The sequence below is a fragment of the Olsenella sp. HMSC062G07 genome, from assembly GCF_001811895.1.
Classification (GTDB): domain Bacteria; phylum Actinomycetota; class Coriobacteriia; order Coriobacteriales; family Atopobiaceae; genus Olsenella_F; species Olsenella_F massiliensis.
Genome location: NZ_KV806951.1, coordinates 246,805 through 258,618 on the forward strand (window position 1 = coordinate 246,805; position 11,814 = coordinate 258,618).

Below are 11,814 nucleotides of genomic sequence, written 5' to 3' on the forward strand. Positions count from 1 at the left end.
CGATGCCCGCTAGATGACGGTCCTGCGCGCAAACGTCCCGACGGCCTCCTGAGGGCCAAACACGCACACGCTGCGACTGTCCTTGAGGTCGCTCAGCGCCCTTCCCGCGTCGCGCAGGTCGGCAGCGCGCGTCGCCAGGATCTGTGCGCGAATTCGGTCGCGCCAGCCTGCGGGGCGTCCCATGAGGTGCTCGCCGTCCTGTCGGCGTGCCAGGCGGCGCGGCTTCAGGGGCCCGTCGTGGCCGGCCACGCAAGAGACCACATAGCCCTCGAGCTCCTCGGTCGAGCCGTCCCACGATGCCAGCCAGTCCCCGGCCGCGTCGTAGCGCGCGAGCGTGTCCGTCACGCCGGGGTCGCGGAACGACCAGAACTGCCTGAGCCCCGACGTCGTCCGCCTGAAGCCCACCCCGTAGGCCCCGCCCTTCACGCGAACCTTGTTCCAGAGGTAGTCAAACGAGAGGGCCCTGTCCGCGACCTGCCAGGCTCCCAGGCTCACGGCGTCATGGCTGGCCCGGGGGGCGCCGGCGGCCACGAAGCAGACGTTGGCGGGAATGACCACGGCCTCGTCCTCCTGTCGCGGCTTCCCCAGGTCAAGACGGTGGCGCGCCGCGCTTTTGCCGGCGGGGGCCAATCCCAGGGCACCCCCTGCCGCCCAGAAGGCCTCGAGGTCCTCACGCGGGCCCGTGAAGCTTACGACCACCTCGTCGGAGGTGAAGACGCGTCGGCTCAGCCCCTCAAGCCGCTCCCTTAGCGCGTCCTTGCGCTCGTCCCACGCCTCCAGCAGGTCCTTGAGGAAGAGGTAGTAGCTCACGCCCCCCATGAGGTCCGTCGCCTTGGCGGCGTTGGAGAAGTGCGTGGAGAGCCGTGCCAGGGCCGCGCTGTGACCTGAGGAGGCAAAGTACTGCCCCAGGGCCACACGGCGCTGCTGCAGCTGCTCAAAGATGCGGCCGGTGTCGGCAAACGAGGTGGTGCCCCAGATCTCCGCAGGCAGGGAAGCGAGCGAGCCGACGTTCTCGGACAGCGCGCTCGCGGCGACGGTCAAAACCGGGCGGGCGCAGAGCGGGTCGTCGTCCCTGCCGTAGCTGTCCGTGAACACCGAGAAGCTGCCCAGCTTCTCCTCGACCAGGGTGTCAAGCTCGGATGCCGTGTGCGAGGCGGTGTCCAGGTTTCCCAGCAGCTCCGTGAGGAGGCCCACGTAGGGGAGGTCCGCCGCCTCAAGGCGGCGCAGGTCAAAGTAGTGGTAGACGTAATCGATGCGGTGCGTGGCCAGGTCGTGGTACAGGCAGGGGAGGGGGGCGTCCGCCTGCTCGGGGGGCGTCTCGCGCGGGGCGTCGGCGATGTCCTTGATGCCCAGGCGCGGCAGCTTTGCGAGGTCCTCCGGCCTGTCCGGCGCCTCCTGCTCCGCGCGCAGCGCGGCGACCTCGTCATGTATCGCCCGTCGCTCGTCGGAGCCCAGGCGCGCGGCACGCTCTGCCAGCCGTGCCTCGCGGCGTCGGGCGTCGTCCCCTGCGGACTCATCGTCCACGGGCACCAGCTCGACTTGGGCGTGGTGACGGCTCTCGAGCACGAGGCCTCGGAGCACGCCCTCAAAGTAGCCCTCGTCAAGGCGGGCGCGCATGGCGTCGATGGCGTCCTGGTAGCGCAGGTAGTCCACCGGGCGCTCGTCGTCGTAGAGCCAGCTCGCCATCGCGAGGATGGAGCGGGCGACGCCGTCGGGATAGCCCCAGTCGCCCTCACGCAGCTCAAACTCGGTCTGGGCGAGCGAGGCCACAAGGCGCCCGCGCTCGATGCCGCCCTCTGCGAGCTCGCGGCAGACCTTCTCGAGCAGCGGCTGGAACGCCGCCGCCGCTCCCTTTCTCGCCCCCTTGAGCTCAAAGACCACGAGGGGCTGGAGCAGGGAGTCCATGAGGATGGCCCTGAAGTCGTCCGCAAGCCCCGCGTCAAGGACCGCGCGCTTGAGGGGCGCCTCGTTGGAGCCGCACAGGGCGTCAATCAGCACGCTCGTCGCCAGCACGAGCTCGCGGTCAGCCGCCGTGCCCAGCACGTAGGCCACGCCCACCGAGGCGTTGTCGGGCGTCGTCGCCATGGTGATCGTCAGGGGCGCCGGGGCCACGGGCTCCTGCATGCGCAGGGGGTTGGGAGCGCCTGCCGCCCGCGGCGTCGCCGCGTCAAAGCGCGCGCCCACAAAGGCGAGCTCGCGCTCGATGTCAAGGTCTCCGTAGAGGATGGTGTAGCTGTTGGCGAGGTCGTAGTGGCGGGCATGGGTGTCCAGGAAGTCCTCGTAGCTGAGGTCGGGTATGCTCCTTGGGTCACCGCCCGACTCAAAGCCGTAGGCGCTCCGGGGAAAGAGCTGGCGCATGAGCGCCTCCATGAGGACCTCGTCGGGGTCGGAGAGGGCGCCCTTCATCTCGTTATAGACGACGCCGTTGTACACGAGACGCTCGCGTCCGATCGCGCCTCCTTGTTCGCCCCCGACTGCGGCGTCGCCCTGACCCCCCTCTGCGCCTCCGGCCAGCTCCAGGTGCCAGCCCTCCTGCTCAAAGATGCGGGGACGCCGGTAGATGGCGGGGTGCAGCACAGCGTCCAGGTACACGTCCATGAGGTTCTCAAGGTCCTGGACGTTGGTGGATGCCACGGGATACATGGTCTTGTCCGGGAAGGTGAGGGCGTTGAGGAACGTCTGCATGGAAGTCTTGATGAGGCTGACGAAGGGCTCCTTCACGGGAAAGCGGTCGCTTCCGCAGAGCACCGAGTGCTCCAGGATGTGAAAGACGCCCGTGTCATCGGCGGGAGGCGTCTTGAACGCGATGGAGAAGGAGCGGTTGGTGTCGGCCGTCGCGATCCACATGAGGCGCGCGCCCGTGCCGTCGTGGCGCAGCACGTAGGCCGTGCCCTCGAGCTCGGCGAGAGGCTCGACGCCGGTGACGGTGAATCCCGCGTGACGGGTTCCCACCGCGAGGTCGGGCAGGGCGTGCAGAACGTCCAGGGGCTGCTGGTGCTGGGGCATGAGGGTTCCTCTCGCAAAGTCTGTGACAAGATGGCGCCGGCGCGGGGACGTCCGGGCGCAAGGGCTCGTGAGGTCCGCTCGCGGGTGCCGCAGGGCCAGGGTGGGGGCAAGAGAGGCGTCATCGTCCGTATCTCTCGTGCGCTCATTGTAGGATGCCCGTCCGCGACGTAGGATAATCAGCGGCTCACGGGCCGGGCATGCGTCAGGGACGAGAGAGGGGGACGGACGGTGGCGACGAGGTTCGACGGGCGCCGGATGCTGATGGGAACGCTGATGGTGCTGGCGGGAGGCACCTGCTGGGGCCTCAACGGGACCCTCTCGGGCCTCCTCATGAGCCGCTATGGCGTGAGCCCGCTCTGGCTCGTGTGCGTGCGGCAGCTGACCGCCTGCTGGCTCTTCCTCGCGCTGGCCCACCTGCGCACGCCGGGCAAGGTTGGGGAGGTCCTGCACAGCGGTCGTGAGCTGCTGGCCATCCTCTCAGTTGCCGTCTGCTCCATCCTCTTCTCGCAGGTGGCCTACATGCAGGCGATCAACGCGAGCAACTCGGCCACGGCCACGGTCCTCCAGAACCTGGGCGTCCTTCTGACCATGGTCTACGTCTGCCTGGTCAATCGGCGTCTGCCGCGCCGACGGGAGGCCCTGGGCGCCGCGCTCGCCTTTGGGGGGACCTTTCTGCTGGCCACGGGCGGTAACCCCGGCTCCCTGCACCTGCCGTTGGGCGGCCTGCTCTGGGGTCTTGCGTGTGCGCTCGCCGCGACGTTTCTCGCCATTCAGCCGCTCAGGCTCATCGGTCGCTGGGGCAACTTCACGGTCAACGGCCTGGCATTTCTCATGAGCGGCATCCTGCTCTGCCCGGTGGTGCGTCCCTGGGAGGGCATGCCCGACCTCGACCTGGTCGGCTGGTCAATCGTCGCGTTCTCCATGCTCTTCGGCACCTTTGGCGCCTTCTCGCTCTACCTGGGAGGCGTCAATCGGGTGGGGTCCGTCAGGGGCGTGATGCTCGGCACCTCGGAGCCCGTGGTCGCCACGCTCAGCACGGTGCTCATCGTGGGCACGCAGTTTCTCCCCACGGACTTCGTGGGGTTTGCCATGATCATCCTCATGGTGTTCCTGACCGCCTAGCGCATGGCATCCCTATTTGATGACCAGCGTGTCACATTTTGCGTTACGGGTGAGGAAGGTCGAGATGGACCCCAGCAGCGCGTACTTGATCGACGAGAGCCCGCGGGCCCCACAGATGATGAGGTCGGGGTGGATCACGTCGATCATCTCGTCCTTGAGGGTCTCGCGAATGCGTCCGGCCTTGACGATGACCTCTACCTTCTTGATGAGGCCCTCGTCCTCGGCCTGCCGGACGGCGTCGGCGATGGAGTCGCGAAATCCCCTCTCGAGGTCCTGGATGAGCTCGGTGGGGTAGGTGCCGGCCGTCTCGAGCGCGGTGGAGTCGATCACGTGGCCGATGTAGAGCTCCGAGTTGTTGTTTGCCGCCATGATGACGGCGCGCTCAAGGACCTTGTCCTGCGTCTCGGTCCCGTCCAGCGTGACGAAGATCTTGTCATAGCCCAGTCGCCTGTAGTCAGTCATGCGAGCCTCCTGAGGTCGTATCCGTCAGCCGCGTCAAGACCCTCCCAGGGAGCGGCCTTACCGGAGAGTCTACCCATGGGGACGCCTGCCCCGGCACATGACGCCCCGGCGCGCCGCCCTCCCTCCGCGAGCGGCGGACGGGTCTTTGCGGGCAGGGCTCGGCAGGCGGGGAACGTCCGGGCGGACAGGGCGAGCGCTCGGCCCTGCCGCATGTCTGTGGCGCTGTCGCGGGCTCCCTCGTTCGATGTGGCGGGGCTGTGAGCGTGTCTGCCATCCCGTGCCTGCACCTGCGGCGAGCGTCATCATGAGAGGCGGCAGGCCCCATTCCGCCTGCGAAGACGTGCCTGAGGCGTAAGGGCCGCTCCGGGACGTTGCTTGTCCGCCGTCCGCATCTTCGCCGCTAGGAGGCATACGTGCTGCTCGAACTCATCAAGGCCGCCATCTACGGCGTCGTCGAGGGCGTTACAGAATGGCTGCCCATCTCGTCCACGGGGCACATGCTTCTGCTTGACCAGTTTGTCAGCCTTGGTGTGAGTCAGGACTTCTGGGACATGTTTCTGGTGGTCATACAGCTGGGCGCCATCCTGGCCGTGGTCGTCCTGTTCTTTCACGACCTCAACCCCCTTGCCGGGGACAAGAGCAAGAAGGAGCGGCGCTTCACCTGGTCTCTCTGGGCGAAGATCGTCGTCGCTTGCCTGCCCGCCGCCGTCATCGGCATACCGTTGGACAATTGGATGGAGAGGCACCTGGGCAGCCCCTTCGTCATCGCGGCGGCGCTCATCGTCTACGGCGTGGCCTTCATCGTCATCGAAGGTCGTCGAGCTCGCGAGGCCAAGCTTCCCGTGGGCCCTGCGCCCGCGCACCTTGCGGCCCCCGCGGACGTCGTCGGTGCGCGCGCAAGCCACGCGACCAGCGCCGGGCAGCTTGCGGACGCCCGCGCGCGCGTGAGGTCGCTTCAGGAGCTTGGCTGGGGCACGGCCATCGGCATAGGGCTCTTCCAGGTCCTCTCGATCGTGCCCGGCACCTCGCGCTCGGGGTCCACGATCATCGGCGGCCTCATTCTGGGCTGCTCCCGTGCCGTGGCGGCTGAGTTTACCTTCTTCTTGGCCGTGCCCGTCATGGTAGGGGCCAGCGGGCTCAGGTTGGTCAAGTATGTCCTCAAGGGCAACGGGTTTGCCCCGGACGAGACTTTGATTCTGCTCGTGGGCTGCCTTGTGGCCTTTCTGGTGTCGCTTGCCGCCATTCGCTTCCTCATGGGATTCGTCAAGCGCCACGACTTCAGGCCCTTCGGGTGGTATCGCATCGCTCTCGGCGTGGCCGTCATAGGCTATTTTCTGATGGCGTGACCGTGCGGCGACGCCGGACGGGGGCTCGCACGCCTCGTAAGGCGACGTCGCGCACGTCTCGCGCACTACCGTGTCGTCGATGCCGCGCTCCTCTCCGCACCTGCCCGTAGCGCGCCTGCCCGCGACGCGCCCCCGCAGCGGCGCCTCCGCCTGCAGCGCGCCCCGCAGCGGCGCTCATCTTGCGAATTGACTCGCTTTTCGCCGAAATTCGCGCCAAAACTGAGCCGAAAGGCACGATGAGCATGCGGCCTGGGGCGCGTCCAAGGGAGGCGCCCGCGGAGGCGCTCGCGCGGGAGTCGTCCGCATGGACGCCCATGTGGGTGACGTTGTTTGCCCGTAATCGTGAGATTTTTTGTATCGGTTATGCCATGAGGGGGTATATCCGCCGTATCGAACGGGAAATCACGCGGTCGTCCGTCGGCTGCCCCCCGCGCGTCTGACGACAGGCTGACGCCTTGATGGGCGGGGTTTGCCAGCAGGCGGTCGCTGCCGGGATCGATGCCTGGCTCCCGTGTTGGACTCGACAGAAGAGGTGTGTCACATGAGCAAGAACAGCCAGCCCTCCTCCGTTGCGGGCGTTGCCCTCACGCGTCGCTCGTTTGTCGGAGCCTCCCTCACCGGTGCTGCGGCCCTCGCCCTTGCGGCCTGCTCCGGCGATGGCGGATCTGCCCCCGCGCCGTCGGGCGACGCCGGCACCACGTCGGCGGCAACTTCCATCGACACCGCTGCCTTCGCGAGCTTGCTGGACGCCGGCACCGTCGCCGACGCCTCCGCCGTCGAGGCCAGCGCATGGGCCAAGGCCGTCAAGGACCGCGGCAGACTCCTGGTGGGCGGCGTGGAGACGTCCACGCTCTTCTCGCAGCTTGACGACACGGACGGCAAGCTCTACGGCTTTGACGCCGGCCTCGCCCAGCTTCTGGCGCGCTACGTCCTGGGCGACCAGGCCAAGTTTGAGCTCACGAAGGTCACCTCGGACACCCGTGAGTCGGTGCTGCAGAACAACCAGGTTGACTGCGTGCTCGCCACCTACTCCATCACGGACGACCGCAAGAAGGTCATCTCGTTCGCGGGCCCATACTACAACTCGCGGCAGGGCATCCTCGTGGCCAAGGACAATGCCGACATCAACGGCGTCGAGGACCTCGCGGGCAAGAACGTCGCCGTCCAGTCCGGATCGACGGGTCCCGACATCATGACCCAGACCTGTCCCGACGCCAAGCAGCAGCTCTTCAAGACGAGCGCCGAGGCGCAGGAGGCCCTCATGCAGGGTCGCGTGGACGCCTACGTCGTCGATCGCACCATGCAGGAGAGCACCGTCGCAAAGCAGCCGGACGACTTCAAGCTTGTCGGCGAGCCCTTTGGACCCAACGACTCCTACGGCATCGGCCTGCCGCTCGATTCGGACGGCGTCGCCTTCGTCAACGCCTTCCTTCAGGACGTCGAGGACAACGGCAGCTGGGAGAAGCTGTGGAAGATCTGCATCGGCAACCGCACCGGCCAGGCGACGGCGCCGCAGCCCCCGGCGATCGCCTAGTGCGGCGCATGGCGTGCGTGCGGGCGCGTCCGGCGCAGGCTCGACGGCTCTGCGCACGCCTGGCTCTGGTTCCGTCTGGCAGCATCTCTGCACAGGTCTGAACGCGCTGCCTGTGGCGAGGGCGGCTCCCGTACCTACCTGCGGGAGCCGCCCTTATGTAACGTTCTATTGAGCTGTTGCTTCGCAAGGGCGCTGCGGCGGGGCAGGCGTGCTACTGTGGCCCAAGGCACCGATCGCGCTTGCGGGCGCCCGAGCTCTCGCGCCGTGCGGGCGCGTGCGTGCGGGTGCGCGTCCCAAGGGGGCCGAGAGACACGAGGCGGGGGGAAGGTGACATATGGGATTCGCTGAGCTCATCTCCCAATACGGAGGGCGATATCTGACGGCCCTGCTGACCACGTGGGGCATGACCGCCGTCTCCTACCTCGTCGCCATGGCGCTTGCCCTGGTGGTCACCGTCATGCGCGTGTGTCCCATCAAGCCCCTGCGCGTGCTCGGCGACGGCTACGTGCAGGTCTTTCGCAACATCCCTGGCGTGTCGCTGCTGGTGCTGGTGGTGTACTCCCTGCCTCATCTGGGCCTGGTGCTCGACTACCTCACCAGCGTCATCGTGGTCGTATCGCTCGTGGCCTCCGCGTTTGGCAGCGAGAACTTCATGAGCGGCATCAACACCATCCAGGTGGGCCAGATTGAGGCGGCGCGCTCGCTGGGTTTTGGCTTTGGTCAGATCATGCGCCAGGTGGTGATTCCCCAGGCGCTGCGCTCCGTCGTGCTCCCCATGACCAACCTGCTCATCGCCGTCATGCTCACCACCTCGCTCGGGTCGCAGGTGCCGCTGAGCCCCAACGAGCTCACGGGCCTCGTGAGCACCATCAACACGCACACCACGGGCGGCATCGCCGCCTTCGCCATCAGCGCGCTCGGCTATGCGCTCACGTCCGTCGTCATCGGCTGGGTGGGCAATCGCATAGACCGGCGCGTGAGGATACTCCGATGAGCGCCCAGGACACGGGGCGCGCCCCCGGGAGCGCCGGACTTGCCCCCACGGCCATCCGCGACGTTCTCTTCGAGGTGCCCGGCCCCCGGACGCGACGCCTCATGCGCGTCTGCACGGTCGTGGGCGTCATCCTCGTGGCGGCGCTCGTCGCCGTGGTGCTCAGGCAGTTTTATCTGAAGGGGCAGTTCTCCCCGCGGTACTGGCTCTTCTTCACGCGCTCCACCACCTGGGCCTTTTTGGCCAACGGGTTCGTGGGGACCCTGAAGGTCGCCGCAGCTTCCGGCATCCTCTCCCTGGTTTTGGGCCTTGTCCTCATGCTGGGGCGCACCTGCGGCGTCCGGGTCGTCGAGGTGCTCTCGCGCGTGGTCATCGACTTCTTTCGCGGCGTGCCGAGCCTGCTTCTAATCTACTTCTTCTTTCTCGTGGTGCCGCAATATGGCGTCAAGCTTCAGTCCTTCTGGATGATCACGCTTCCGGTGGGACTTGCCGCCTCGGGCGTGCTGGCCGAAGTCTTTCGGGCAGGTGTCAACGCCGTCCCCCAGGGACAGGTCGACGCGGCCCTCTCGCTGGGCATGAGCAGGGGCAAGATCATGGCAAAAATTCTTTTGCCCCAGGCCATCCGCTTCGTGATCCCCACGCTCGTCTCGCAGCTCGTCGTGGTCGTCAAGGACACCACCTTGGCCTACGTGGTCAGTTATCCCGACCTGATGCAGGACGCCCGCGTGCTCATCAACAACTACACGGCGCTCGTCTCGGTCTACCTTGTCGTTGCCGTCATCTACGTCGTGCTCAACTACCTGATTAACAAGCTCGCCGCCTTTATCGCCGCCCGAAGTGGCGTCACGCTCGTCACGCGAGCCGGCGAGACGTCCCTGTAGGCTGCGCCGCCCGCCTCGCGTCGTACCGGGCAAGCAAAGGAGCGCCATGACACCTGAGACCATCGAGCAGACGCCGGTCATCGAGCTGCGTCACGTTGACAAGCACTTTGGAGACCTGCACGTCCTCAAGGACGTCAGCCTTGCCGTCCACGCGGGCGAGGTGGTCGTGGTCGTGGGGCCGTCGGGGTCCGGCAAGTCCACGCTCTGTCGTACCATCAACCGGCTCGAACCCATCGACGGCGGCCAGATTCTCATCGAGGGTACGCCACTTCCCCAGGAGGGCAAGGCGCTCGCCGCCATGCGCGCCGAGATCGGCATGGTCTTTCAGAGCTTCAACCTCTTTGCCCATAGGACGATCCTTGACAACGTGACCATGGGGCCGGTGGAGGTTCTGGGGGTGCCGCGCAAGGAGGCCGAGAGGGACGCGCTCGAGCTGCTGGGGCGCGTGGGCGTGCGCGAGCAGGCGGCCAAGGTGCCGGCGCAACTCTCCGGCGGCCAGCAGCAGCGCGTCGCCATCGCCCGCGCCCTGGCCATGCATCCCAAGGTTATGCTCTTTGACGAGCCCACGAGCGCCCTTGACCCCGAGATGATCAACGAGGTTCTGGAGGTCATGGTGGGGCTGGCACAGGGGGGCATGACCATGGTCGTCGTCACCCACGAGATGGGCTTCGCCCGTCGGGTCGGCCACCGCGTGGTCTTCATGGCCGACGGCCAGATTCTGGAGGAGGGCACGCCCGAGGCGTTCTTCACGCGTCCTCAGACCGAGCGGGCTCGCGACTTCATTGATTCCATCCAGGGACACTGACCGGGAGCTGACCGGGAGCCTGCGCGAGACGCCCTGAGCCTGGGGCCGACCGCGGCGCATGTGCCCGAATCGCCCTGGTTGCGGGCTGCCGCGGTCGTGAAGCGTCCTGGCTGCGGGTTGCTGCGGTCGTGAAGCGTCCTGGTTGGCGCTGGTCGGCGCCCCAGATTGCCGATTATCAGGCGATTGCGGCTGAGCATGACGCGTGCTTAGCCAAAACACGACATATATATCAATAAAATGGAATTTTTCCCCTTATTCTGATATAAGCGTCGTGTTTTGGCTAAGGGCAGCGGCGCGTGTTTTGGCTAAGGGCACACCGACCGATGCGACGTCGGCCCGTGGCCGTAAAAACGGATGGCGAGGCTGCTGCCGTCGGGTCTAGATCTGCTGCATGCTCCACAACGTGGTCGCGTACCACGACTGGTAGGTGGGCGGGCAATACTTGCGGGCAAAGTCCAGCGTCAGGTACCCGCCGTAGCCCCGGGCGATGCCTCGCACGTGAGCGCGGATGGCGGTGTCCCAGTCCGGCCAGCTCGAGCTTCCCCAGCCCCAGGCGTTATGCGGCCTGAAGCAGTAGCGCCCCTTCGTGCTCTCGGTGTTTGATATGGCGGGCGAGATGCGCGGGTCCACGCCGTTGTCCCAGGCGGCCTCGGCAAAGGTCCTGCCGTGTCCCGCCAGGGGCGACCCTGCCAAGAATGCGTCGATGCGGGCGGTCCACTGGTCCACGAAGGCGGCCTTGTCCGCCGGCCAGCTCACGTCGGCGGCGTCAGAGCCACCGGGGACCTTGGGCTTCTGCGCGTCGCCATTTCCCTGTGCGTCGGGGCCGGGCGCGGGCTCGTCCCGGGGGACCTCTATGGTGGTGGCGGCGCCCGAGGCGTTCGTGAAGGTCTGCTGCCGCGCGGCGGCGGCTGACGCCTCCTCGATGGCGGCGCGTGCCTCGGCCGCCTCCCTGGCCTGCTGCTCCTCGACCTGCCTCTGGAGCTCCTTGCGGGCCGTCACAGCCTGGTCGAGGGCATCGCGGGCGTCCTTCTGCCGCTGGCTCGCCTCGGCGCGCTGGTCCTCGAGCTCCTGGCGCGTCGCCTCCATCTCGTGCGTGAGGTCCACGAGCTCGCGCACCTTTGCGGCGTTGTGCGAGGTGATGGACGAGACGTACGCCATTGACTCGATGAAGTCGCTCAGGCTGTCGGCGTCGAGAATCATCCCCATCAGGTCAAGCGACCCCTCCTGGAGCCGATACTGGCCCCTCAGGCCCTCGGCTGCGCTTCTGCGCACGTCTGGGAGCCGGGAGTTGATTGCGTCAATGTGCGCCGCACTCTCGTCAATCTGCCGCTGCAGCTCCTCGACGCGCCGCGTGGCGTCGTCATAGGCCCTGGCGGTGTCCTCTATCCGCTGCTGGGCGGCCGCCTCGTCCTGTTCAAGACGGGCGGGCTCCGCCAGGGCAACGGCGGCGGGGACCGCGCAGGCGCAGGCGACGACCAGGGCCACACGACCTAGCAGAGAGGGGCGGCGGACTCGGGTTCTGTTGGCGGTCATGTCGGGGTCCCTTGCGATATGCCTGCTCTCAGGCGTGCGTGCGTGACGGCACCATTCTACCGATGCGGGCCGTCACGTGCCACGGGGGCCAAGGGAGGCTCGCGGGCAGGCGGCCATCCCGCGGGCAGGCGGCC

9 protein-coding genes are annotated in these 11,814 nt (G+C 67.3%); 6 read left to right on the top strand and 3 right to left on the bottom strand.

The features are described 5' to 3' along the window. Positions 1-9: 9 nt before the first annotated feature. Positions 10-3,006, bottom strand: coding sequence for an insulinase family protein (locus HMPREF2826_RS04295; RefSeq protein WP_083307253.1), 2,997 nt, complete (start codon positions 3,004-3,006; stop codon positions 10-12). Between the two features lie 228 nt (positions 3,007-3,234). Between HMPREF2826_RS04295 and HMPREF2826_RS04300 the strand changes: the two genes are divergently transcribed. Next, a complete protein-coding gene (locus HMPREF2826_RS04300; protein ID WP_070639506.1) occupies positions 3,235-4,128 on the top strand; it encodes a DMT family transporter in 894 nt (297 codons plus the stop codon). Positions 4,129-4,140: 12 nt separating this feature from the next. On the opposite strand, the gene HMPREF2826_RS04305 is transcribed toward HMPREF2826_RS04300, so the two are convergent. Further along, positions 4,141-4,590: a universal stress protein gene (locus HMPREF2826_RS04305; protein WP_070639508.1), complete on the bottom strand. Its 450-nt coding sequence runs from the start codon at positions 4,588-4,590 to the stop codon at positions 4,141-4,143. Between the two features lie 413 nt (positions 4,591-5,003). Between HMPREF2826_RS04305 and HMPREF2826_RS04310 the strand changes: the two genes are divergently transcribed. The 5 genes from HMPREF2826_RS04310 (at position 5,004) to HMPREF2826_RS04330 (ending at position 10,147) form a co-directional block, all read left to right on the top strand. Further along, the gene (locus tag HMPREF2826_RS04310; RefSeq protein ID WP_070639510.1) at positions 5,004-5,936 is read left to right on the top strand and encodes an undecaprenyl-diphosphate phosphatase; all 933 of its coding nucleotides are present in this window, start codon (positions 5,004-5,006) and stop codon (positions 5,934-5,936) included. Between the two features lie 541 nt (positions 5,937-6,477). Beyond that, positions 6,478-7,470, top strand: coding sequence for a glutamate ABC transporter substrate-binding protein (locus HMPREF2826_RS04315; protein ID WP_070639512.1), 993 nt, complete (start codon positions 6,478-6,480; stop codon positions 7,468-7,470). A 334-nt stretch (positions 7,471-7,804) separates the two neighbouring features. Next, positions 7,805-8,464 (top strand): amino acid ABC transporter permease, encoded by a 660-nt coding sequence (locus HMPREF2826_RS04320; protein WP_058270712.1) that lies wholly within the window; start codon positions 7,805-7,807, stop codon positions 8,462-8,464. Continuing rightward, positions 8,461-9,342 (top strand): amino acid ABC transporter permease, encoded by an 882-nt coding sequence (locus HMPREF2826_RS04325; RefSeq protein ID WP_070639514.1) that lies wholly within the window; start codon positions 8,461-8,463, stop codon positions 9,340-9,342. Before HMPREF2826_RS04320 ends, HMPREF2826_RS04325 begins: the two co-directional genes overlap by 4 nt. Positions 9,343-9,388: 46 nt before the next feature. Continuing rightward, positions 9,389-10,147: an amino acid ABC transporter ATP-binding protein gene (locus HMPREF2826_RS04330; protein ID WP_070639516.1), complete on the top strand. Its 759-nt coding sequence runs from the start codon at positions 9,389-9,391 to the stop codon at positions 10,145-10,147. Between the two features lie 378 nt (positions 10,148-10,525). Here HMPREF2826_RS04330 and HMPREF2826_RS04335 read toward each other — a convergent pair whose 3' ends face one another. Beyond that, a complete protein-coding gene (locus tag HMPREF2826_RS04335; RefSeq protein WP_070639518.1) occupies positions 10,526-11,680 on the bottom strand; it encodes a coiled-coil domain-containing protein in 1,155 nt (384 codons plus the stop codon). Positions 11,681-11,814: the final 134 nt, after the last annotated feature.

Coding starts and splice junctions, on each gene's coding strand:
- HMPREF2826_RS04320 (WP_058270712.1), top strand. CDS start 7,805: ATGGGATTCGCTGAGCTCATCTCCCAATACGGAGGGCGATATCTGACG.
- HMPREF2826_RS04325 (WP_070639514.1), top strand. CDS start 8,461: ATGAGCGCCCAGGACACGGGGCGCGCCCCCGGGAGCGCCGGACTTGCC.
- HMPREF2826_RS04335 (WP_070639518.1), bottom strand. CDS start 11,680: ATGACCGCCAACAGAACCCGAGTCCGCCGCCCCTCTCTGCTAGGTCGT.
- HMPREF2826_RS04305 (WP_070639508.1), bottom strand. CDS start 4,590: ATGACTGACTACAGGCGACTGGGCTATGACAAGATCTTCGTCACGCTG.
- HMPREF2826_RS04330 (WP_070639516.1), top strand. CDS start 9,389: ATGACACCTGAGACCATCGAGCAGACGCCGGTCATCGAGCTGCGTCAC.
- HMPREF2826_RS04295 (WP_083307253.1), bottom strand. CDS start 3,006: ATGCCCCAGCACCAGCAGCCCCTGGACGTTCTGCACGCCCTGCCCGAC.
- HMPREF2826_RS04315 (WP_070639512.1), top strand. CDS start 6,478: ATGAGCAAGAACAGCCAGCCCTCCTCCGTTGCGGGCGTTGCCCTCACG.